Origin of the sequence: Shewanella sp. SM23, from assembly GCF_025654295.1 — a bacterium.
GTDB lineage: Bacteria > Pseudomonadota > Gammaproteobacteria > Enterobacterales > Shewanellaceae > Shewanella > Shewanella oncorhynchi.
Genome location: NZ_JAKKRM010000005.1, coordinates 187,373 through 210,441 on the forward strand (window position 1 = coordinate 187,373; position 23,069 = coordinate 210,441).

17 protein-coding genes are annotated in these 23,069 nt (G+C 45.0%); 6 read left to right on the forward strand and 11 right to left on the reverse strand.

Going from position 1 to position 23,069, the window contains the following annotated elements; all coding sequences use genetic code 11:
• The first annotated feature begins 39 nt into the window (after positions 1–39).
• A complete protein-coding gene (locus tag L5L98_RS08935) occupies positions 40–1,026 on the forward strand; it encodes an alpha/beta fold hydrolase (RefSeq protein ID WP_263140129.1) in 987 nt (328 codons plus the stop codon).
• Here the strand turns inward: L5L98_RS08935 and L5L98_RS08940 are convergent.
• Entirely contained in the window at positions 1,023–3,404 is a 2,382-nt protein-coding gene (locus tag L5L98_RS08940; protein WP_263140130.1) for a PilZ domain-containing protein, read from the reverse strand. The genes L5L98_RS08935 and L5L98_RS08940 overlap by 4 nt on opposite strands.
• Positions 3,405–3,504: 100 nt before the next feature.
• Between L5L98_RS08940 and radA the strand changes: the two genes are divergently transcribed.
• Entirely contained in the window at positions 3,505–4,869 is a 1,365-nt protein-coding gene (gene radA / locus L5L98_RS08945) for a DNA repair protein RadA (protein ID WP_006082696.1), read from the forward strand.
• An 80-nt stretch (positions 4,870–4,949) separates the two neighbouring features.
• Here the strand turns inward: radA and L5L98_RS08950 are convergent, their stop codons facing one another.
• Positions 4,950–5,321, reverse strand: coding sequence for a PilZ domain-containing protein (locus L5L98_RS08950; RefSeq protein ID WP_263140133.1), 372 nt, complete (start codon positions 5,319–5,321; stop codon positions 4,950–4,952).
• 692 nt (positions 5,322–6,013) lie between these two features.
• Between L5L98_RS08950 and L5L98_RS08955 the strand changes: the two genes are divergently transcribed.
• A complete protein-coding gene (locus L5L98_RS08955) occupies positions 6,014–7,366 on the forward strand; it encodes an NCS2 family permease (protein ID WP_105251716.1) in 1,353 nt (450 codons plus the stop codon).
• Between the two features lie 62 nt (positions 7,367–7,428).
• Here the strand turns inward: L5L98_RS08955 and L5L98_RS08960 are convergent, their stop codons facing one another.
• The 3 genes from L5L98_RS08960 to L5L98_RS08970 all read right to left on the reverse strand — a co-directional run bounded on the left by L5L98_RS08960 (position 7,429) and on the right by L5L98_RS08970 (position 10,949).
• Positions 7,429–7,860, reverse strand: a complete 432-nt coding sequence (locus L5L98_RS08960; RefSeq protein WP_263140136.1) for a CBS domain-containing protein — start codon at positions 7,858–7,860, stop codon at positions 7,429–7,431.
• Between the two features lie 115 nt (positions 7,861–7,975).
• The gene (locus L5L98_RS08965) at positions 7,976–9,862 is read right to left on the reverse strand and encodes a lysophospholipid acyltransferase family protein (RefSeq protein ID WP_263140138.1); all 1,887 of its coding nucleotides are present in this window, start codon (positions 9,860–9,862) and stop codon (positions 7,976–7,978) included.
• A complete protein-coding gene (locus L5L98_RS08970; protein WP_219251213.1) occupies positions 9,852–10,949 on the reverse strand; it encodes a UDP-2,3-diacylglucosamine diphosphatase in 1,098 nt (365 codons plus the stop codon). The genes L5L98_RS08965 and L5L98_RS08970 overlap by 11 nt, the downstream gene beginning before the upstream one ends.
• Before the next feature lie 776 nt (positions 10,950–11,725).
• On the opposite strand from L5L98_RS08970, the gene L5L98_RS08975 reads away from it, so the two are divergent.
• On the forward strand, positions 11,726–12,808 hold the full coding sequence (locus L5L98_RS08975; protein WP_226058377.1) for a hypothetical protein: 1,083 nt from the start codon (positions 11,726–11,728) through the stop codon (positions 12,806–12,808).
• A 524-nt stretch (positions 12,809–13,332) separates the two neighbouring features.
• Here the strand turns inward: L5L98_RS08975 and L5L98_RS08980 are convergent.
• Positions 13,333–14,691 (reverse strand): YjiH family protein, encoded by a 1,359-nt coding sequence (locus tag L5L98_RS08980; protein WP_131523258.1) that lies wholly within the window; start codon positions 14,689–14,691, stop codon positions 13,333–13,335.
• Positions 14,692–15,397: 706 nt separating this feature from the next.
• Between L5L98_RS08980 and L5L98_RS08985 the strand changes: the two genes are divergently transcribed.
• Complete coding sequence (locus L5L98_RS08985) at positions 15,398–16,111, forward strand: hypothetical protein (protein WP_028761881.1); 714 nt, start codon at positions 15,398–15,400, stop codon at positions 16,109–16,111.
• A 36-nt stretch (positions 16,112–16,147) separates the two neighbouring features.
• On the opposite strand, the gene L5L98_RS08990 is transcribed toward L5L98_RS08985, so the two are convergent.
• Together L5L98_RS08990 and L5L98_RS08995 are read right to left on the reverse strand one after the other, a co-directional pair.
• The gene (locus tag L5L98_RS08990) at positions 16,148–17,035 is read right to left on the reverse strand and encodes a U32 family peptidase (protein WP_259523928.1); all 888 of its coding nucleotides are present in this window, start codon (positions 17,033–17,035) and stop codon (positions 16,148–16,150) included.
• Between the two features lie 37 nt (positions 17,036–17,072).
• Positions 17,073–18,083: a peptidase U32 family protein gene (locus tag L5L98_RS08995; RefSeq protein WP_113939322.1), complete on the reverse strand. Its 1,011-nt coding sequence runs from the start codon at positions 18,081–18,083 to the stop codon at positions 17,073–17,075.
• Between the two features lie 138 nt (positions 18,084–18,221).
• Between L5L98_RS08995 and L5L98_RS09000 the strand changes: the two genes are divergently transcribed.
• Entirely contained in the window at positions 18,222–18,755 is a 534-nt protein-coding gene (locus L5L98_RS09000) for an SCP2 domain-containing protein (protein WP_219234640.1), read from the forward strand.
• 109 nt (positions 18,756–18,864) lie between these two features.
• On the opposite strand, the gene L5L98_RS09005 is transcribed toward L5L98_RS09000, so the two are convergent.
• From L5L98_RS09005 to yegQ, 3 genes are all read right to left on the reverse strand, one after another.
• A complete protein-coding gene (locus L5L98_RS09005; protein WP_263140148.1) occupies positions 18,865–20,754 on the reverse strand; it encodes a S8 family peptidase in 1,890 nt (629 codons plus the stop codon).
• A 521-nt stretch (positions 20,755–21,275) separates the two neighbouring features.
• Complete coding sequence (locus L5L98_RS09010; protein ID WP_006082676.1) at positions 21,276–21,527, reverse strand: YfhL family 4Fe-4S dicluster ferredoxin; 252 nt, start codon at positions 21,525–21,527, stop codon at positions 21,276–21,278.
• Between the two features lie 4 nt (positions 21,528–21,531).
• Positions 21,532–22,899 carry a tRNA 5-hydroxyuridine modification protein YegQ gene (gene yegQ, locus L5L98_RS09015; protein WP_263140153.1) on the reverse strand — a complete coding sequence of 456 codons (1,368 nt, stop codon included), beginning with the start codon at positions 22,897–22,899 and terminating at the stop codon, positions 21,532–21,534.
• Between the last annotated feature and the right edge of the window lie 170 nt (positions 22,900–23,069).

Sequence of the window (23,069 nt, forward strand, 5' to 3'; positions counted from 1 at the left end):
GGTAGTTTAGGGATATTGATAAACTACCAGTGACTTATTTTGACTCAGCTCGCCCAAGGCTCAATTTCGACCATTTCACAGTCTTCAATCTATCTGCCGTACCGCGATGGTCAACTGCATCTACGCCAGTTATTACCGGCTGCGCCTGATTTTTCTAAGACGCCTATCCTCATGCTCCATGGCGCTATGTCTAACGGTCGGGTGTTTTATAGCCAGAGTGGCCGTGGTCTTGGTTGTTATTTAGCGAAGGCGGGATTTGTGGTGTATGTGCTGGATACTGCAGGAAGAGGGCTCAGCTTGCCTAAAATCGATCGTGATTTTACCTTAGGGCAGGGGGAAGTGATCCGCGAGCAGTTACCTTTAGTGCAGCAGGCTATTCTCGATTTACATCAAAAAGTCTGCCAAGAGCAGACGACTCATAAAGCCGTGGCGCCTTCGCAGGTGCATTGGTGTGCCCATTCATGGGGCGGCGTGTTGATGGCGAGTAGTTTGGCCCGATATCCTGATTTGCAGCAAAGCGTTCGTTCACTGCTTACTTTCGGTAGCAAACGGACAATTCGGGTTAAGTCCTTCAAAAAGTGGTTAATGGTTGATGTTTTTTGGAATCGTTTAGCGCCAGGTTTAGCGATGGGCCAAGGTTACCTCGCCGCCGATAAGCTGCGCATTGGTATGGACAATGAGAGCCGTACCTCATTAGTTCAAAGTATCGATTGGGTGCGGGGCGATTGGATCGATCACGATGATGGGTTTGATTATGCGAAAGCGGCAAAGCGCGCTCATTGGCCACCAGCTTGGTTTATCTCAGGGCAAAACGATACTGTGTTGGGGCATCCAGAAGATGTGGCGGATATGGTCGTAGAGTGTGGCTTTAAACGGGTTAAATCGACGCTTCTCGCTAAGGAGAATGGCTTTAAGCATGACTATGGCCATGCAGATATGCTGACGCATTTAGATGCCACCAGTGATCATTTTCCTAAGATAAGGGATTGGTATTTAAGTTTTGATCTGGCGGTATTGAACAATTAAGACTGCTTTTTATGAAGTACTGGGTATCTTAATTCGACTTCTTGGGTAATATCTAACAGTTCGCCGACACCAATCACACGCCATAACTGTTCTTCTAACTGTTTAGCTTTATGGTTTGCATGAATATTAATGTATTCCAATTCACGGCGTAGGTAGTTCATGTCAGGCTTCTCTGTCGCGCCGCGATAAATCCGTAGGGCGAGGAATCTGCCTAATGCTTTGCTCTGATTGATAAAGGTTATCTGTGCTTCGACACCACCGATTTCAGTTGCAAGAGTGCACTTTAAAAAGATTTTTCCGCGAGATTGACGAATTAACTGAATAAACACTTCAATAAAATCCATGTCCTGTTGAGGTTTCATTTGACGGATAGGTTCGAGAATATCTCGCTTAAAAAAACCGTCTTTTAGCAGCGGCGCTAAATTATATTGCAGAGTATCTGAGGTGCCCGCGGCAAAAATATCGCTGATCTCATCCTGTTGTGTACCAACGCCTAAACAAGCGACTTGGGCAGATTTTGTCGTTTTTTCAACAAAATAGGGCACAGAATGTAAATCATGCATCAAAATATTTTTTAAACCATCTGCAAGTTCTTTGATTTCACTATTGTTTTCGGTGAGTTGCTCTAATTTTTCTTTGTTATGGGCGATAAGTTTATTTAAAAATTCGACCCCAACATGGGGCGTATGACCCATAACGGCGGTTAAATGTAAGGTTACACCATTCTTGCGGGTACGCACTAAGCGGTAGGGGAGGTTATCTAGCTGTGTTTTGCCTGCAATGGTTTGGAGCTTTGGGAAGCTTAACAGTAGTGGTTTATTTGATGAAAAATCTGCAGGATTATCCAAGGTTAATTGCATGCCTCGGCTAGAAATATCTAAAGTAATGCCCGTGGCTTTGTGCTTGTCTTGAGTCACATTGACTAAGGTTTTAAAGGCGAAACGCGCTTCTTGGCGTCGCTCGCTAAACTGCATGGAAACTAACTTAATTTGATTGGTGGTCAGTCTTTGTTGACCAAAGGTTTTTAGGGCGTTGGCATTACTATCGTCTTGCCAAGCTTTGTAATGGCCTCTGGTATCTTCGTTGCTGATTTCGATGAGCTGAAGCAAATGGCTAAATTGTGATAATTGTTGTTCGACCAATGGGCTAAATTTTGCTTCATCTCCGGGGAGGGTCGCACGTCGATAACCCTTATCATGATAAATTTTATCTTGGGTGACTTTGAAGATCCGCCAGCTGGGCTTGGTCGATGCAAAGCCTAAAAATAAAGGCATCATGCCCTTAGCTTTAAGCTCTGCTAAGGTGGCAGAGTAAAAATATAAGCAACCTTGGGCATTATAGGTAAAGCTAAAAAATAGCCCATGGTCGGGATTTTCAGGATGATTAAGTAGCTCAGATAAACGGCTTGGTGTCAGCATAGCTGGTAACTGGCTCACATCATTTTCATCTTGAAAATAATGCACTATCTGCTGGTTATCTCGGCTGAGTAGCATGTGGCTCAAACCTTGCGTTTGAGTATTGAAATATAAAGGTAAGTGCGGTAAATGGGGTAAATAATGACGCTCAAATCCAAGCCCTGTTGCTGTGACTATCACATCATTCACATCTACTTTGTAACGCAGTTTGTAGCCGCGGATTAAATTGCCAAGCATTTCACTTAAGGCTTCGCTGCCCCCAATACGCTTGAGTCTTAACCAAATATATTCGCCATTGGTTTGGCTATCGACAACCTCATAGTCAACACCGAGCTGGAGATCGGGATAGTAAAACTCCTCACTGAGTTCCAGTAACTTTATTTTTAGGGGATGGTCGAGATCGAAGGGATGGTTGGCTGCAAGACGAATACGGGCACCACCTACGGATAAATCTGCAGTTATCCCTTGTACTTCACCACGACCGGTTTGCGATGCTGCGATGCGAATACTGTAATTCATCCGCTCTTCTGTGCGGTTGAAATAACTGCCTAATACCACGCCGGGCACCATAAAAGGCTCTGACTCAGCGGCCTCTACCTGCGTGACACCTTGGCGCAACTTTAACCGACGTTGTTGGTGAGCATTGAGCACATACTCGTATACTCCCAAGGTATATTGATTGCGAAACAGTGACATGGCCTCATGCATACTGTTTTTGGCGGGTTCATCTAAAAAATGTCGCTGTTGACCTAACATCACTTCAACACAAGGAAGCTCAGATTTATCCCTGAGATCGATAATTCGTGTGCATGGTGAAGCCAAACGACTGAGTTCCATTTTCACTAGAAAACGGGTCGAATTGGTTTCATCTATCGTCAGCTGCTGGAAAATCTCTTGGAAGTTAGGTTCCATGAGCAATGGCTTGAGCTGTTCGATGAGTGCACTATGGTTATCTAGACTCATGTAGGGTTCTTTTTAATGCTTATTTTGTATTGGGCTGTTAGTCTTATGTCGGCAGTATTCGTAGTTACTTAAATTGATTTTATACAGATTTTAATGAGTTATGGCAAAGAATAAAACGGCGTACGTATGTAATGAGTGTGGACAAGACTTTCCTCGTTGGCAAGGGCAGTGTAGCGCTTGTCAAGAATGGAATACGATCACTGAGGTGAGGCTCGGTGCAGCTTCGCCTGGGCGCAGCACTAAGTTTGTCGGTTATGCCGGAGCAAGCAGCAATGAAGTGAAGACATTAGATCAAATCGATCTTAATGCCTTACCGCGGATCTTGAGTCATTTTGGCGAATTAGATCGAGTACTCGGTGGTGGGATTGTACCAGGTTCTGCCATTTTGATTGGCGGACATCCAGGCGCAGGTAAGAGTACGCTTTTATTGCAAACTCTGTGTCATTTGGCCGAGCAAATGCCTGCACTGTATGTCACGGGTGAAGAATCGTTGCAGCAGGTAGCGATGCGCGCCCATCGCCTTGGTTTACCAACCAATAAATTGCGGATGTTGTCTGAAACCAGCGTCGAGCAAATTTGCGAAGTTGCCCTTAAAGAATTGCCTAAAGTCATCGTCGTTGACTCGATTCAAGTGATGCACATGAGTGATGTGGCATCGAGCCCTGGCAGTGTGTCGCAGGTGCGTGAATCCGCTTCTTACTTAACCCGTTTTGCGAAAGAAAATGGCATTGCCGTGATTATGGTCGGCCATGTGACCAAAGATGGCAGTTTGGCTGGGCCTAAGGTATTGGAACATTGTATCGACTGCTCTGTGATGTTCGAAGGGGATAGCGATAGTCGTTACCGCACCTTGCGCTCCCATAAAAATCGTTTTGGCGCGATCAATGAATTAGGCGTATTTGCCATGACAGAGCGCGGCTTAAAGGAAGTCGCCAATCCTTCGGCAATCTTCCTTTCTCGTGGTGAAGAAGAATCATCTGGCTCGCTTGTCATGGTGGTTTGGGAAGGCACACGGCCCTTGTTGGTGGAGCTGCAAGTGCTGGTGGATAACTCAGCCATGTCTAACCCGCGCCGCGTGGCTGTGGGTATGGATGCAAACCGTTTGGCCATGTTGCTTGCTGTAATGCACCGCCATGGTGGTTTGCAGATGTCGGATCAGGACGTGTTTGTTAACGTGGTGGGCGGCGTGAAAGTGACTGAAACCAGTGCCGACTTAACGTTACTCTTGGCAATGGTATCGAGTTTTCGCGGTGATATTTTGCCTAGCGATTTAGTTGCCTTTGGTGAGGTCGGGCTGTCCGGCGAAATTCGTCCTGTGCCTAATGGGCAAGAGCGATTAATCGAAGCCGCTAAGCATGGTTTTAAGCGAGCAATAGTGCCCAAGGCCAATGTGCCGAAAAAGCCTCCAGCTGGGATGGAAGTGGTGGGTGTTTCTAAGTTATCCGAAGCGCTAGAAGCGATTTAGCATCAAATGCTCGCGAGTGAGTTAACACCTGCAAGCAAAACAGCGCCATTAGGCGCTGTTTGTGTCTGTGAGCGAGTGTCTTAATCTGTGATATTGTGTTTTTCGATAAACAACATGAGTTCACGATTCAGCAAAGAAGAATCACCTAGGTTCAGTTCCACCATACGTTTTAGGTGGCTGATACTATCAACATCGATAAAGTTACACTTCAAACCTAATTGGGCATTTTTTTGATGGACCAACTCAGTTTCCATACGGATCTCAATGTCAGATTCTGGTAAGGCAAAACTGAGGGTAATAGCATCACCCGAATTAATAAAATTTTGCGGTTCTTCAACCAAGGCGCCATTTAGACTCAAATCGAGAATGGTCGTCTCCCACTGTGCACCACCTTGTTGTAGATGTGCGCTCGTGGCAAATAGAATCCGCGAAAACTTACGCCTTTCGTCCATACCCAATCCTTTTTCTTTCATAGTCAGCTAAGTGTAGTCCCATCAGTGCCTCTAAGCATAAGTCATATTGATGTGACTGTAAAAGCAGAGTAATTTTTTGTTCAATAAAGCTACCAAGATCGCATATTCACGCAGGCGGTGTGAATGACGAGGTGTTCGTTACATAAAGCGTAAGTGTGGCTCCTTGTACAACAACCCCTGTAACATTAATACACCAAGTATCAATACACAGTATCAAGGTTTGGTTGACTTACCATATTCTAATATTGGGAGATGAAGGAGGGGGGAAGTTAGCGTACGTTTACGCGGCACTGGCAGACTCTTATCGTGATTAATGTGATATTAAGTAGCAGTTATTACATAGGTTTAGGCGTTTTTTTAAACAACAGATTTCAGTTTTTGCCGCTAATTTTTTATCGAAGTGTAGGCGATGTCTTAGCTATCTTTGGGAGATTCCAGTATCATCCGCGGCCAACAACGGCTGCGTCTACATGGTTAATGGCTTTTTAATCATCGCGAGGCATCACTGCTTGCAGATCATGGATTTTTCCCACAGTAGGAAAATGATGTGGATCTCTCACCCAAGTCTGATGGATTTGGGGCTCTAATCTGCCGCAGCCAGCGTCGCCAATTGCGTTTTAGTGTAATTGGTACCGACCCCATTTTAAGAGATCACAAGGTATAACAATATTATGTCTGAGCAATTGAGTTCAACAGCCGTATCCTCTGGTTCGTTTCTAGACCGTTATTTTTCTATTCAACAACGTGGTAGCACAGTTCGCCAAGAAGTGATTGCGGGATTCACAACCTTCCTCGCTATGGTCTACTCAGTGATTGTGGTGCCAAACATGTTAGGCCAAGCGGGGTTTGATCCCGGCGCTGTGTTTATTGCAACCTGTTTAATTGCTTCATTTGGTTCTTTGCTCATGGGTTTATGGGCTAACTTACCTATGGCGATTGGCTGCGCGATTTCGCTCACGGCCTTTACTGCGTTTAGCTTAGTCCTAGGTCAGGGAATGTCGATTCCAGTCACCTTAGGCGCGATTTTCCTAATGGGCGTGACGTTCACGCTTGTGAGTGTGACAGGTATTCGCCAGTGGGTACTGGCGAATTTACCAAAGGGCATAGCCCACGGTACAGGCATAGGTATCGGCTTGTTTTTACTTTTGATTGCGACTAATAGTGTGCAGTTGATTGTGGCCAATAGCGCAGGCTTACCGGTGAAGTTAGGCGACATTAACAGTTTACCTGTTATCGCTACCGTTATAGGTTTAGCGGCGACAATTGGTTTAGAGCGCCGCGGTGTACCAGGCGGTATTTTGTTGGTGATTATCGCGCTATCGGTATTTGGTTTAGTGTTCGATCCGAGCGTTAAATACCAAGGTTTGTTCGCCTTGCCTGATTTTACCTCAGAGCACTCACTGATTGGTCAGCTCGATATTATGGGTGCCTTTAATCCTGTGGTCTTGCCTATCGTATTAGCGTTAGTGATGACGGCGATTTTTGATGCGACCGGCACTATTCGTGCTGTGGCTGGGCAAGCGAATTTACTCGATAAAGACGACAATATTGTCGGCGGTGGTAAAGCCTTAACCTCAGACTCAGTCAGCAGTATGGTGGCAGGTTTAGTCGGCGGTGCACCAGCGGCTGTGTATATCGAGTCGGCGGCGGGGACTGCAGCGGGCGGTAAGACAGGTTTAACGGCTACCATAGTTGGCGTACTGTTTTTATTGATGATGTTTTTAGCGCCATTAAGCTATTTAGTGCCTGCCTATGCGACAGCGCCTGCTTTGATGTATGTGGGTTTGTTGATGCTGAGTAATGTGGCGAAACTCGACTTTGACGATAAAGTTGATGCCATGTCGGGCTTAACCTGCGCTGTGTTTATCATCTTAAGCTGTAATATCGTTACCGGTATTATGCTGGGTTTTGTGACACTGGTGGTAGGCCGTATTTGCAGTGGCGAATGGCGTAAACTGAAGTTAGGCGTGCTTGCCATCACCTTAGGTTTAGTGGTGTTTTATATGGGTGGTTGGGCGATTTAAGTTAGGTAAACTGAGTGATTTAAACTGAGTTATTGAGAACAGAAGCGAGTGCAGTCTTAGGATTAGCACTCGCTTTGATTTTGTGCCCTGTACTCACAATAGGCCCGCAGTAAGTCTTTCCAAGTAACAATCCCAACCAATTTACCGTCCTCTAACACGGGTAAGCAGCCGATATCGTTATCTAATAACATGCGGGTGGCCGTGTCTAAATTGATGTGGGGTGCGACGGTAACCGGATTACGCGTCATCACTTGATGTACACGTTTTTGTAGGGTTTCTAAGTCTCTTGCGGTTTCGGCGCTACTGCCCAAGTTCGGGCTAATCGCGCGCAATAGATCCCGCTCCGATAACACGCCTTCAAGTTGATACTCATCGACGACCAACAAGTGATGAAAGCTCGCTTGGTCGAAGATTTCCTTCGCCACAGTTAATCGATCGTCCATTTCAACCGTGACGACTCGGGTACTCATAATATCGGCGATAATGATCGGCATGATGATCCCCTGTTATGCTTGCGCATCCTAAGATGCGCTCTGTTAATGCGCTGCATTACAGTTACTTATAACAGAGTGGTGCAAGTTTAGCCAACACCCATTACAAAGTTTTAACTCAAAGATCTTGGACCTCTGGCTCATCATCCGCTGTGATTGGCATCCGCTCCGATTCGGGCAAGTGTGCGCCTATGTAGCGTTGATACTTTTTACCCTTCAGTTTGTGGGTGTCCACCAGCACTAAGCCATCGATACAATCGCCAAAGTCGGCGTCGATACCAAAGGCGAGAAACTTAACCCCATCGGCTTTACACAGTTCACCATATTGTTTGTAGAGCGTAGGTACGGCCGCCCCCATACTCGCGAGCACTTGTTTGAGTTGCTTAAAGTTACTCTGATAATCCTCGGAGAAATACAAGTCATCTAACTTAGCTTTTTGGGATTTAGATAAGCCAAAGGGTGACATGGAAACTGCCATCTGCTGCGCAGGTGCAAATTCCCGCGCATAGAAGTGCACTAGCATTTCCCTAGCACTTCCAGGCAGTTGATTACTGATGGACACTGGGCCAAATAGATAACGATATTCAGGATGCTTGGCAAGATAAGCTCCAATGCCAAACCACAGATAATCTAAACTGCGTTTACCCCAATATTTAGGCTGCACAAAACTGCGACCGAGTTCTAACCCTTGCTTCACAAAGGGCATAAAGCTGTCGGCGTATTGGAATAGGGATTGGCTGTAGAGTGCGTGGTCGCCATATTTTGCTAAGACTTGCTCACCACTGGCAAAACGATAGGCGCCGATAATTTCAAACTGCTCTTTATCCCACAACACTAAGTGTTGGTAGTAGGAATCGTATTTATCGATATCGCGGCGCTTGCCCGAACCTTCGCCTACGGCGCGAAAGGCGATTTCCCTCAGGCGGCCGATTTCCCGCATGATGGGATTACTGTCGTGGTGTTGGTACAGATAAATCAACTTGTTATCTTGCGTTTCCCCTAGAAGTTCACATTGTTGCAGTGCCGCTTGCAGTTCACGGCGCGATTCGGGGTGGGCGATAGCGCTCTGGGTGATAAACAGTGGATCTTTATCTTTGCCGATACGATACAAGTGATTTTTAAGCAGTTTTATCTTTGTCTTGAGTGGAAAGTCCATTGAGCGTACGGCTTCATTGGGAATGAGCTCGCCAATGCGGATCGGCATATTACGTTTAGCCTGCTTGAACATTTCCTTCACTAGCAGCAGTGTCGCAAGTGGCTTGTAAATCATAGATGCGCCGTAGAAAGTGGCAGAGTTTTTGGCATCTAAAAATATTGGCAGTAGGGGCGCATTGCAGGAAATCGCCATCTTTAAAAAGCCTGAGTGCCATTGGGTATCACGCACGCCGTTAGGGCGCAGACGCGAGACTTCGCCCGACGGAAAAATCAGCACTGCGCCTTCGTTACGCAGGTGCTGGTGGATTTTTTCTAAATGTTGTTTCGGTGTGCCACCAGTCATATTGCGCACCGGCAGTAGGATTGAGTGCAGCGGTTCCAGCGCCATCAAGAGTTCATTCGCGACGACTTTAATATCAGGGCGAACTTCACTGATGAGTTTGATGAGCGCTAATGCATCGAGTGAACCTATAGGATGGTTCGCGAATATGACCACTCGGCCTTCACAGGGAATATTTTCTATTTCGTTGGCGGGCACGGTAAAACTAAAGTCAAAACTCGCCAGCATTTGTTCGACAAAGTCTACGCCCTGTAAATAGGTATATTGATTGGCGATATCGTTGCACTGTTTTTCATTGAGTAGGTAACGCAGCATGGCCTTGGCAGGTTTAGCGAGCCAAGGTTTGTCATTGATCGCTGGTAGATTTTGTTCAACCACATTATCAACGGTAAAAATCATGTTATTCGCCTTAAACGGCACTGCATGCTTTTTGTGGCTAAGGTTGCTGTTTAGCATTTTTTCATTGTATTTCATAGCGTTACGTAATTGATTCATAGTGTTAGGCAACATCCCTTGGGCGAGTTTCGCCGGTATTTATGTTTGGCATTTGCTGCGCTGCCGTTTTTTGTTGCTTGTCTTTGTGCGTCTCTGGTGGCTGTTGTACCAGCGCTATACTGTTGAGAATATCGAGCTTGAGCGTTTGCTCGTTCCAGCGGCAAAGTTGTAATTCGCCGCTTAAGGTTTCTGTGATTAAACTGCAGTTTTCGACCCAGTCACCGTCGTTGGCGTAGATGATCTGCCTCTTTTCAGGGGGACTGAGTGGTGAGTAATATTGGGCTGCTCTGGGGTGAGTCGAGAGTTCGGGCTGATGGATATGACCGCAGATCACACCGTCAACATCAAAGTGCTGGGCATAGTTGAGTACCGCTTGACGGTAATGTCCAATAGCGGCTTGAGCCTTACCCACTTTGGACTTGATATAACTTGCCAGTGACCAATAGGGGTAACCTAAGCGTTCCCGCAAGCTATGGAGATTGCGATTGAGGAACAATAATAGGTCATATAAATGGTCGCCCAATATGGCGTAGAAACGGCCGACACACACATCGGCATCAAACTGATCCCCGTGGAGCATCAAGAGTTTATGACCGCCAATTCCGTGGTGAATATGTTGGCGGGCAATTTTAATATTCCACAGGCTTAGCTCGGCGTAGGGTTTAATCAGTTCGTCGTGGTTGCCCGGCAGATAAATCACTAGGGTGCCGTTTTGTGCCAGTTCAATGAATTTTTGCAGCACCTTATTGTGGCTATCTGGCCAGTGCAGCTTACGTTTCAACGCCCATAAATCGACTATGTCACCGACCAGATACAAGTGCTGACAACGCACGGTTTCAAGCAAGCTGAGCAGGTAGTCAGCCTTGCAATCCTTACAGCCTAAATGGATATCCGATAGCCAGAGGGCGTTAACTGTGATGCTTGCTGTATGGGCTGAAGTTAATGCGGATGGGGTAATAGCGGCACAATTGAATTGATTTGAGGATGTTGGTGCTAATGTTGGCGTTTGTGTTGAGCGATTAAAGATGGGAGGAGAAAGGCTGGGGTCATTTATCTCTTCCCGCGTAGACCTCTCAAGTTTCCTGAAATTAAATCCTGTCATCTCGTATTCACCCTATTAGGCTGTTAACGAATATGAGCTTAGTGGGGGGCTTTGACCGAATGATGAAGTTTAGATGACATGCAGATGACAAAAGGTTGATTAGCCTAGACTGAACCTGTCAAGATTCACATCAGGATGCAATTAGAACCGATAGGTTGATTTAACTTACTTCTGCCCCAAAGCAAGATAACTTTGTTGTCAGTTTGCAGCATGAATTGTTATTGTTTCCTCTGTGACACGCCGCCCTTGCATTTAACAAGAAGCGTCCCTGAGGGCTCGACGACGGCATCCATGCCGCCAACGGTCACAGTTGCAACAATGCCAATCTTAACTAACACTTCTGCTGTTCGTTTAGCTAAAAAGCTATTGCCCCAAAATGAGTTAACAAGTTGCCTGTGGTGCAGTCAAAATCAGACTTTCTAACCTAGAAATTTTCATCCTTATAACTCAAATGTTGCAATTCCTACCGATGCCTAAAGGCTGGATAGGCATACAGTCATATTTAAAAAAATGACGATTTTTATCCTAATTTCTTGCATGTTTTCACATTTATGTATAAATAAATATCTTTAAAATCATTCACCTATAAAATTCATGGATTAGATAATTGGTTTGAAAAACGCATATGTGCGTTTTTCCAGATGGTGAATTTGATAGAAAACTGATAAGTTCTTTACATACATATAGTTAACCATGCGCGTTTTCACAGTCCCAACGAGATAAACACGCATGCGAACTAATAAAAAGTTAGAATTATATGGAAGATGGAGTTTAAATTGCCGGGATTAAAACTAAGATTTATTAAGCCGTGTAGAGAAACAGATAGCTCACCAAAATTAACAGTGAGCAGGGTCATTGAGAACAAAAAAAGAAAAACCGAAACATCACTTCTTCTTGATCTTAACATCCTTATAAGGATGGAGGATGTTATCTTAAAAGGGGGGAATCCTGTAGATTTAGGTTTGATGGAACTGGTTAACTTCTTAAATCAGTGTCCTCCAGAAAGTGTTTGCCTAACTCCTGGCCTAGCTTTAAGTGAAGTTCATCCCAAATTTAAAAAACAGTGCTTTGAGCTGTTCGAGGTGTTTCTATCAATATTTTGTCCTCAAATGGTAGATCACCCAACTGCTACTAGAGACTCAGAAATTGAACAAGAAGAACCAAGAAAGCTGAAATTTGATGAATTGCCAATCGGTGAGCAATATTTGCATTCAATTTCCTATTATTCCCTAATTCAAATTCATATTATAGATAGTAAGTATGGCAACCGAACAGGTCTTGAAAAATTCAATATTTATATGGATTCGGTATGCAACGATATTGATATGTTAAGTGCAGTAGAGGCAGAAATAGCTAAATATTGTTTTAGCACAAAAAAAGAGCATTACAGTCAGGAATTAAAGGATAGAATCCAAGACATAAAAGATAACTTCTTAGATCGTCATACTAACCCTAAAAAACACCTCATTAATGTTTTTAATGGAGTTCAAGACTTAAAGTATGGAAAGTCAGCTTTAATATTTTCGGAGGAATTGTTTGATGGAAAAAACCAAGAAACTTGGGTTGTTACATTGGACTCTAAGCTCTATTGGTTAAGTGAATCCATTCATCATTATCCAGTTAATGGCGAACCTCATAGTAAGTACTGCTGTATTGTACGAACTCCAGAGCAGGAGAACTGTGAATACTGGAAAAGCGTAGATGATGCCTTGTATGAAAGGCTGGATTTAAGAAAAAATGAAGGAAAGGCAGATGTCCCCTTAAGTGAAAAAGATATGGAAAATTTACATTCTATACTTCTAAACAAAGGGTTTACAGATTTTGACGAAGAGTTTAATTCTAACAAGCGCGTCAATTAGGACGCTCGCAAGCTCGCGCCTATTAAGCGGGCGTTAACCCATAGAATTTTTAATCCGAAAATGACGAGTTAGAGTTAAGGCTTTAACTCGAAAATGTCCCAAAGCGTGCTGCGTAACGCTTTTAAATCTACAGATTACGCGAATGCTCGAAAGGTGCGCCATGGTGATTAGCGAGACGACCGTCCGCCCCATGGACGGGGCGGTCGAGCATCCAAGGACGGACTGGCTGCGAGTCGACGAGCGAATGCCATGGCAAGCCTGTGCGAGTGGATACCCGTAAACGCTAAACTTCTAACAACTGAAGTTACTGCTCCCCAAACACTACTTTCCAACATATTTCTGTCCAAAAGTGAGTTGTGTGGTGTCGAGTGGAGATTGTACGATTAAGTCACGCTATATAATCAAAACGGTCAGTTTGTGTATGAGTTAGTGCAAAAAGGGGAGTCAGTTAATCTGACTCCCCTTTTTTAGAACGTTTGTTGGACTTACATTAAAACCTACGTTAGGCCCAAACTAGCGTAATGTTAGAACAATAAATGGGCTACACCTGCGATAACAGGTAGTGTCACTAAGGTGCGTAGAATAAACACCACGAAAAGCTCAACGAAGTTGACGGGAATTTTACTGCCGATAAGCAGTGCACCGACTTCACTCATATAGATCAACTGAGTCACAGATAAGGCTGCAATTACAAAGCGGGTCATATCTGATTCAATTGAGCTGGCAAGGATTGACGGAATAAACATATCCGCAAAACCGACCACGATTGTTTTAGAGGCTTCAGTGGCTTCTGGAATATGCAGTAATTCGAGTAATGGAATAAACGGCATACCAAGATAGTTAAAGATGGGCGTGTGCTCGGCAATAATCAGTGCCAGCGTACCAATGGCCATTACCACAGGGATAATGCCAAATACCATATCGACAACGTTTTTAATGCCTTCATTTAAGACCGCTTTTATGCCACCGGCACTGGCGGCTTTTTCTAAGGCTTTATCAAAGCCCCAAGATAAGGCGCCATGTCCAGCAGGGATCAGCTCATCATCTGGCATGCGTGGTGTGTCATCTATGTAGTTGTCTTTCTTCCACGATAATGGTGGCAACTTAGGCACAATCACAGCGGCGGCAAAACCCGCGAGGCACACAGTCAAATAAAAGGGCACAAACATATGCTCTAACTTAACTTGTGAGATCACCACTAAGCTGAAGGTAATCGATACCGCCGAGAAGGTTGTACCAATAACTGCGGCTTCTCTCTGGGTATAAAAACGGGCTTCGTATTGTTTGCTGGTCAGCAAAATACCGACACTGCCATCACCTAACCATGAGGCCATACAATCGATAGCGCTACGACCCGGTAGATTGAACACGGGACGCATGACTTTCGTTAAGAGTGTGCCAAAGAGCTCGAGTAGGCCGAAGTTCAGCAGCAGCGGCAGTAACATACCTGCAAAGATAAATACCGAGAACAACACAGGTAATAAGTCGTTTAAGACTAATGCGCCAGTGCTCGAGGAGTTGATGATCTCTGGACCTAAACCTAAGTAAGTCAGTACGATAAACACTGCACCTAAGATCCGAGTCGTCAACCACATAGGGCTGACATTCAATAAACCATTAAGGAAGTGATTTTGGCTAACAAATGTGGGCTTAAACACTTTTGACAGTAAAGAGGCCAGCGCCGTAGTCACAACAATAATAGTCACTATGAGGGTTAGCACACCGCTCAATGCGCCTTGCAGTGCTTTAGATATGATAGCGATAGGAATTGTGATCGCATCGTTGTAGCTGATAGGGGTCATAAATAACAACAGACCAATCAGCGAAGGGACGATAAAGGTGAGTATCGTCTTAATGTTTCGGTTTTTATTTTCAGTAGCCAATGTTGTACACCTTAAAGTACGAGTCGTACATGGTAAATTTGAATAAATAGCCGCACGTAACAAGCTGTCGACGCTAATTAAGGTGCATTTAAATTCAACTCAAAAACGAGAATGGGGAAGATTACTCGCTTAGCTTCTCTATGTAAAACGATTCGCTAGTTAGTTTGATATAAGCAGCAAAACAGCATAGTTATTTTACTTCAGTTGTCGATAAATTAAGAGTGGTTATATTGGCGTGCATTGCTGTAAAGGCATTATTAAACATAGCCTTACAATCATTTGCCTTAGGTGGGTTAACGACTGGTTAATTACTTGTTTGCTGATGTGTGTGAAACTCTCTAGATGTTATTTTTGCACAAAAAAACATCAGTAACTTTAGCGCTACCGCCATGTTGGCTGGTTTTCTGTTCGATTTGAAAGTGCAATAGAGATAACTCTGGCTATATAGCATTGGCGAGAACCTGTTGTGCATATCGCGGTAATGTTAAGGAGCCTTGGGCACTAGGACACATTTTTATGCGATAAGCCTTTAAATCGACTTATCTCTAAAAGTGACCTTCTCCATTATCTTGATGCTTTTGTGATTGACTAAAAAGTCGCAAATAACGATGAAAGTAAAAATATTATTCATAAAGCGGATACCCGCCGCTTTAAATCTTCTCATTTCCATGTAAGTTAGTATTACTCCCATCCAGCTCTAGTATTCATGATCGCAAAAGTACAGAAGGTTACGATTAAAGGCGGCTCAACACTGGCCATTAAGTTTGGTTTTTTGGGGATCTTTGGGCTTTTAATTGGCATTGTTATTACTGTTTTGGGGTTCGATGATTCTGAATTCCATCGCTTCAATTTTTTGAATCACACCCTAAGTGAATTAGGGACTTATGGTCATTCGTCTTTCGCTGTCATTCTCAACGGTGGGTTGTTTTTTGGCAGTTTAAGCCTCGTTTTCTATTGTTTGTCTTCTTTGCAGCAGGTGACTTCTTGCTGGGGATACCCTTTCTTTATCAGTTTGGCTCTCACTTTTCTGGCTTTAGCGAGCGTGGGATTATTTCCGGTGAACGTGTATCACTTGCATGTTCTTGGGCTGAAATGGTTTTTCTATCTGGGGAGTTTGAGTGCGATTTTCTACTTAGCCTTGGTCTGTTTCGGCAAGTCTAACTTTGGCCGTTGGACTGGGTTGTTGGCGTTAATAGTCTTATGTAGCATGTTGACGTTTCTGTATGCACCACAGCTCAATTTAGGTTTGACCGAAGGCGATAGACCGTTTTATCAGGAGATGGTATTGCAACTGCCGCGTCCTACTTTGTGGTGGCCAGCCCTACTAGAATGGATTGGACTGGGAAGTTTATTGTGTTGGACAAGTGTGCTGCTTTTTAGCCAGTTAAGCTTCAGCCAAGATCCCAAAATCATTGGCTGAGTTATCTTTGAATTTAGACTTATCTTCAGCTCTAGGCTATGGATTCACATGCACAGCAAGGCCCGCTTCACCAAACCAATAACCGTTGCACTGGGTTATATCAAGGTTGCTATTCATTGAGAAATCCTGAGTATTTTTAGTCGCTTGAATCGTATCAACCAAAGCATTGGCTTTAGTGATGCAGTCAAGACTACTGGGTGATACTCGAAACACATCGACCCCCATCTGTGTCATTGCCGCTATTTCACTGCGTAAATCTAAACAGCTAGCGGATTGGGTTTGAATTCCATTGAGTCTGAGTAAAGGCTGCTGCTCTTGGGTTTGCGCGAGTAGTCCTTTACTGTATTCACGGCACACCGTTTCGCAATGATCTTTCGTGAGCTGTTTGTGTCTAGCGGTAAAGCAGCGCGCTGAATGGGCGAGTGGTAAATAGCCGTGGCCGAGCACTTCCACCTCAAATGATGGCTGCTCTTGAATCACTTGTTGTAACCAAGCCTTAGATAGCTCCACTGGCATGACAAATCTTTGCATTCCAAACCGCTGCAAGATGTCTAAACTAGCACGATTGTAGTTATTGATACTCGCGCCGCAGACAAAGGGTAACTTACGCTCTTTAGCAAGATACACTGCCGCCATATCGTTTGCTTCGACGATAAATTCACCGTTATCGACCTGGCGTTTGAGCTCAGTATATTCAGATGGCGCTTCGATTAAGGCCAGCGTTGAAAGCACGACTTCTTTACCCGCCTGCTTGAGCATTTGCGCCAGCTCTAGATAATCGCCCCACTTGAGTTCGCGTCTGCGGCTACAAACCGCCTCACCTAAATACACTAAGGGAATTTGACTGGCGGCGACTTGCTGGTAAAAGTCAGCGACTTGCTGTTTCTGCCAGCAATACAACAGTGGTCCTAGGGAAATCTTCATAAGGTGTCCTTTGTCAATCTTGCTCTCTATTTACCTTTTATTGCCAATCGCGCTCGTAGGCGCCAAGCGTAGTGATCTGACCCTCGGATACTTTCGCTAGGGCTTGTTCCCAATGGGGCTGATTTTGGCTTTGTGAGTACAGCGCTGGATTATTTAGATAGGTGTCTATGGCTTGACGCCATACTCGAGTGACTTGTTCAACATAGGCGGGGCTGCGTTGACGTCCTTCGATTTTCAGCGACACTATGCCAGCCTTGGCTAGCTCTGGAAGTAAGCTTAAGGTATTCAAACTGGTTGGTGATTCGAGTAAATATTGCGGCGAATCTTGATCTGCTGTGATGTAACGGCCTTTGCATACCACTGGATAACCCATTTGTTCGTCGAGGGCCGATTTATCAATTAACACATCGTTGAGCCGGGTTAATCTGTTCTGCCCTTCTTCTTGCCAGCGTACGTGTTTTGCTGGTGAACAAGATCCACCTGTGTTGGGCGATTGGCCCGTTACATAGGATGACAGCTGGCAACGCCCTTCGGCCATAATGCACAGACTACCAAAGGCGAATACTTCCAAATCCACTGGGCTGACTTTAGCAAGATCCCGTACTTGTTTCATGGATAACACCCGTGGCAATACTACTCGGGCGATGTTAAAGGCTTCCTTATAAAAGCTCAGCGCACCCAGATTGGTTGCACTGGCCTGCACCGATAAATGCAGTGGCAGGTTTGGATAGTGCCTATGGGCATAATCGAGTAAAGAAAGATCGGCGACAATTAATGCATCCATACCCAGTTTTGCCGCTAAATCGATAGCCTGATACCAACGATGCTCTTCACCGGGCTTTGGAAAAGTATTTAAGGTCAAAAAGATTTTCTTGCCGTGCTTTTGCGTCAGCTCAGTGGCTTCTTGCAATTTTGCGGGGGTGAAGTTTAATCCTGCAAACGAGCGCGCGTTGGTGTCGTCTTTTAACCCTAGATACACAGCGTCGGCTCCGGCATGTAATGCCGACTTTAGCGAGGCCAGATTTCCTGCTGGACACAACAGCTCCATAGTGATGCTCCCGATAAAATGATAGCCGCTGAGTGTAGGTAAGATTGAATGGCGATGAATTGATTTAAAACAGGTTTAAGATCATAAAATCCCGATAAACTGGGATATATCATGTTTTATTCTTGTAGGGTTCCCACCATGTCCGCTGTTTTTTTCGCAAAATTTGCTCAGCAACTTTTAGAGTTCACCCCAAAAGCCATCGGCTTTCCCCTTGCTAAGATGCCGTTTAGCCTCAAAGCAAAAGCCATCAGCCAATTGCTTGAACTCTTACTTGCCGAGCAAGCTGCTGACGATGAGCTTGGATTTTTGACGGATAAATGGGTCGCGATTCGAGTGGAAGATATAAACTTAGCCTTCGAAGTCAGTTTTAATGGAAAATGGCAAGTCAGAGAGCTCACCGATGCGCAGGTGACCTTCAGTGCCAACTCTGCTGAGCTAGTGTTAGTGGCGGCGGCGAAGGAAGATCCCGACACGCTATTCTTCCAGCGTAAGCTGAGTATTCAAGGTGATACTGAATTAGGACTCGAAGTGAAAAACCTGCTGCTAAGTATCGAATTTGCCAGTATGCCAGCCCCAATTCGTCTTAGTGTTGAAAAGCTTGCCGCTGTGATTGAGCGTCTTCAAATTGAAGCGAAACCGACAATTATTCTCGCCAAATCCCCAAGCTTTTAACGTTATTTAGTGAGACTACACACTGCTAATTCCATAAAGAAGCCCGCTAAGTTATTATCTTAGTGGGCTTATTTTTATTTAAACTTTATTGTATGGTTTGGTCAATGAGTTAGTAGCTTGCACTCAGTTGTAGTCCCGAGTAGCTCGAATAAGCGCGTAACATCACATGGTAAGTTCCCGCTTGAGTCACTGTAATCGAACAGCTTTCATTGTTCCCATTTTTATAGGGACGGCAATCATAGCTGGTGGTCGTTGGGGTAGTGCCTGCTTTGACATACAGGTCTACATCTCCAGTTCCGCCACTGGTGGCAATGTTGAGTTGGCTATTGGCTGGAACCACTATCTTATACAGTTTCTCTGTTGCCGTTGCCCCGCTTAAATTCGTGACAGGTACGCCATTGGTTAAGCAGTTTGCATCGGTGCAGCTTCCGCCGCCATTCAGGTTATAGCTGGCTGTCAGTTGGGCATTGGCGTAATTATTATAGCCTTGCACCATCACATACCACCGACCCGCCGTAGGTGTGGTGAAGTTACAGCTCTCGTTGTTGCCATTTTGATAGGGGCGGCATTGGTAGCTTGTTGTCGTCGGTTTTTGTCCTTGGCTGACATAAATATCCGCATCACCAGAACCACCCGCTAGATTGATCCCTAAACTTGCCGCATTGACTGGGACATCGATGTAGTAATACGTCGCAGAACCTGTGGCGCCACTGATTGCGACACCCACATTATTTTGCAGCGGTGTTTCATCGACGGGGCAATTATTGCCACAGCCACCATCATCGCTTGCAAGTGAAAACAGTAACTTATTCGGTGAGCCTGTTTTCGCGTCTGTAACTTTATTTGACGTGGCGCGCGTCGTGAGTAAGTTTGTCACCTGTGCGGGAGAGAGATTTGGATTTTCATCTAAGTATAATGCGGCAACGCCTGCCACATGTGGGGCAGCCATTGAGGTACCACTTATGGTATTAGTCGCTGAATTCGAGTTATACCAAGCAGACGTAATGCTCGAACCTGGCGCATAGATATCAAGGCAAGTCCCGAAGTTAGAAAAACTCGAGCGGGAATCGTTACTGGTGGTTGAACCAACCGTGATGGCATTTACCGCCCGTGCGGGTGAGTAATTACAAGCGCTACTGTTGTCGTTACCCGCCGCCACTACGAAAGTGACCCCTGCGGCAACTGCGGCATTGACTGCATCATCAGTTGCTTGGGAGGCGCCGCCTCCTAAACTCATGTTTGCGACGGCGGGGCCGGAAGCATTGTTTTTCACCCAGTTTATCCCTGCAATCACGCCAGAGTTACTACCTGAACCTGAACAGTTGAGTACTCTGACGCCCACAAGATTGACGTTTTTAGCCACACCGTAGGTAGCGCCGCCAACAGTTCCTGCCACATGGGTACCATGGCCGTTACAGTCAGTCGCATCGTAATCATTATCCACAAAATCATAGCCACTGCTGGCGCGACCACCAAACTCATTGTGAGAATTAAGCACGCCAGTATCGATCACAAAGGCGGTTACACCAGAGCCGTCGAAATCCGTGTGATAGTTACTATCCAATGGCAAGTTTCGTTGATCGATTCTGTCTATGCCCCAGGTCGGACTCGGTTGATTGGCATTGGCTTCAACCATAGGCGTTACTGACATGATTTGATCTTGTTCTATGTATTTCACATTTGGATCTTTACGCAGTGCTTTAATCTGTTGGGCGCTGGCCTTGATGAGTACACCATTGAGCACATTGCCAAAGTTTTTCATCACAGTGACATCATATTGGTTGACTAAACTCTCGGCTTGTTTAGTCGCGAATTCAGCTATGGTGTTGTTATTACTTAGATTAAGAATGCTTGGGGTATTGAATACAACAATGTAAGTATCTTTGATGGCTTTAGATTGTGGGACACTTACCATACTCGCTTGGTATTCATTAGCGTTAACAGGGAAGTAAGCAAGTCCAGTTGCGACCGCGACTGCAATTAAATGTTTCTTATGCATGTTGAACTCCATTTTCTTTTTATGTCTCCACGGACTTCGAGACATAATTCAATGTAGAAGGTATTTTCAACCTGCCCAGTTCGATGCTTAAGGTATATCTAATTCATGGGGTTGAAATGTAACACTTGATTTACAATTTGACCGTGGATGGCTTTTTACTTAGCTAAAGAGTGAGGTGTACAAATAAGCGTCAAAATAATAACTATTAGTCTATTAAAACAACCGAGTTTGTAAAAGTGGTGATTTATCAAGCGACATTTAGTCCGAATCACAAACTGTGAAGCAGTGATAAATTCCGTCTGCTACTTTTTTGACATTCACCGCTGAAAATAAGTCAGTCTAAAGTAGTGTTTTGACTAATGCTGAAATAAAGGCTTGGATTTAAGCGATTTAAAGGTTTTTCATACCGTTAAATGCATCTTTATTGTGATTTTTTATGCGGCTTGTTTTGCGCAGGTTATGGCAGGTATTAGGGTAGATTTGACCGAGAGGCATTATAGCCACTCGGTCAGGTGACGTGATTAAGCTTTTTGCGTTAACACGGCAAATTTCACTAACAATTCGTCGTTAGATTCGACACGGTTTGGATCTGGGTCGATGCAATCAATGGGGCAGACAGACACGCAAGTCGGTTTGTCGTAGTGACCCACACATTCAGTGCAGCGGTCTGGGTCGATTTCATAGATCTCTTCGCCCATAGTGATAGCCTGATTAGGACATTCAGGTTCACACATGTCGCAATTGATGCAGCTATCGTCGATCAGTAGTGCCATGATCTTAACCTAGTTCATGTGGGTTGCGAGTATCCTGACCTTGGGGCAAATTACGCAGCAAAATTCCGTGACTCAAATCGACTTCTTTCGGCACGGGCAGATATACAGTGTGCCCCGAACCTAAACCGGCTTCAACCGCTTCAGCTTTGCGATTTTCGAGTTGTTCAATCGTCAAACTGATATTGCCTTGCGGCGTCATCAGTTCAACACTGTCGCCAACGGAGAACTTGTTTTTTACTTCAATTTCGGCCAATCCTGCAAGATTACGTTTGCCCGTCAGTTCACCTACAAATTGTTGGGTGTCACTAACTGAGTAGCCATAGTCATAATTTTGGTATTCATCATGGACATGGCGACGTAAGAAGCCTTCGGTATAACCACGGTGGGCTAGGCCTTCTAATTGATTCATTAGGCTGCGGTCGAAATTTTTACCCGATGAAGCATCTTCAATCGCGCGGCGATACAGTTGTGCGGTACGGGCAACGTAATAGAAGGACTTAGTGCGGCCTTCAATTTTGAGCGAGTCTATGCCCATTTTAGTCAGGCGCTCAACGTGCTGAATGGCCCGTAAGTCTTTAGAGTTCATGATATAAGTGCCGTGCTCATCTTCGAAGGCGGGCATGTATTCGCCGGGGCGATTGGCTTCCTGTAGTAGGTAAATTTGATCTGTGGGAGCGCCTGCGCCTAAGGTCGTTGGCGTTTCAATTTGCACCGCATTTGGCATGGCAATGATGTCACCGCTGTCATTTTGCTGCGCTTCGTGTACATCGTATTTCCAGCGACAAGCATTAGTGCAGGTGCCTTGGTTAGGATCGCGTTTATTGATATAACCCGAGAGTAAACAACGGCCTGAATACGCCATACACAGGGCGCCATGCACAAACACTTCAAGCTCGATATCGGGGCAGCGCTGACGAATTTCTTCGATTTCATCTAAAGACAATTCGCGTGACAGGATCACGCGTTTGATGCCTTGGGTTTGCCAAAACTTTACCGAGGCCCAGTTGATGGCATTCGCTTGCACGGATAAATGCACCACTTGATCAGGAAACGCTTCACGCACCATCATGATTAAACCGGGATCGGACATGATCAGTGCGTCAGGCTTCATCGCCACTACGGGTTCCATGTCCTTGATATAGGTTTTTAGCTTGGCATTGTGGGGGGCGATATTGCTCACCACATACAGCTTTTTACCGAGTGCATGGGCTTCTTCAATCCCAGTGGCAAGGTTTTCCATTTTAAAGTCATTGTTACGTACCCTTAGACTATATCTTGGCTGACCGGCATACACTGCATCTGCGCCATAGGCAAAGGCGTAGCGCATGTTCTTTAAGGTTCCAGCTGGAGACAGTAGCTCAGGTTTAAACATAATCACTCTCAAATGGGTTAATAAATGACGCGGTGCGCGGGGGCGGCATTTTACACAATGAAAGTAGGGGTATGCAAATTGCCTTAGTTAACTTTAGCAGTACTTCACATTTTACGAATATAGTGAGTTTGGCTTAGATCAACTGGAGCGGAATATTTCAACTTGAGTGA

Coding starts and splice junctions, on each gene's coding strand:
- L5L98_RS08940 (WP_263140130.1), bottom strand. CDS start 3,404: ATGAGTCTAGATAACCATAGTGCACTCATCGAACAGCTCAAGCCATTG.
- radA (WP_006082696.1), top strand. CDS start 3,505: ATGGCAAAGAATAAAACGGCGTACGTATGTAATGAGTGTGGACAAGAC.
- L5L98_RS08950 (WP_263140133.1), bottom strand. CDS start 5,321: ATGGACGAAAGGCGTAAGTTTTCGCGGATTCTATTTGCCACGAGCGCA.
- L5L98_RS08955 (WP_105251716.1), top strand. CDS start 6,014: ATGTCTGAGCAATTGAGTTCAACAGCCGTATCCTCTGGTTCGTTTCTA.
- L5L98_RS08960 (WP_263140136.1), bottom strand. CDS start 7,860: ATGCCGATCATTATCGCCGATATTATGAGTACCCGAGTCGTCACGGTT.
- L5L98_RS08965 (WP_263140138.1), bottom strand. CDS start 9,862: ATGTTGCCTAACACTATGAATCAATTACGTAACGCTATGAAATACAAT.
- L5L98_RS08970 (WP_219251213.1), bottom strand. CDS start 10,949: ATGACAGGATTTAATTTCAGGAAACTTGAGAGGTCTACGCGGGAAGAG.
- L5L98_RS08985 (WP_028761881.1), top strand. CDS start 15,398: ATGATCGCAAAAGTACAGAAGGTTACGATTAAAGGCGGCTCAACACTG.
- L5L98_RS08990 (WP_259523928.1), bottom strand. CDS start 17,035: ATGAAGATTTCCCTAGGACCACTGTTGTATTGCTGGCAGAAACAGCAA.
- L5L98_RS08995 (WP_113939322.1), bottom strand. CDS start 18,083: ATGGAGCTGTTGTGTCCAGCAGGAAATCTGGCCTCGCTAAAGTCGGCA.
- L5L98_RS09000 (WP_219234640.1), top strand. CDS start 18,222: ATGTCCGCTGTTTTTTTCGCAAAATTTGCTCAGCAACTTTTAGAGTTC.
- L5L98_RS09005 (WP_263140148.1), bottom strand. CDS start 20,754: ATGCATAAGAAACATTTAATTGCAGTCGCGGTCGCAACTGGACTTGCT.
- L5L98_RS09010 (WP_006082676.1), bottom strand. CDS start 21,527: ATGGCACTACTGATCGACGATAGCTGCATCAATTGCGACATGTGTGAA.
- yegQ (WP_263140153.1), bottom strand. CDS start 22,899: ATGTTTAAACCTGAGCTACTGTCTCCAGCTGGAACCTTAAAGAACATG.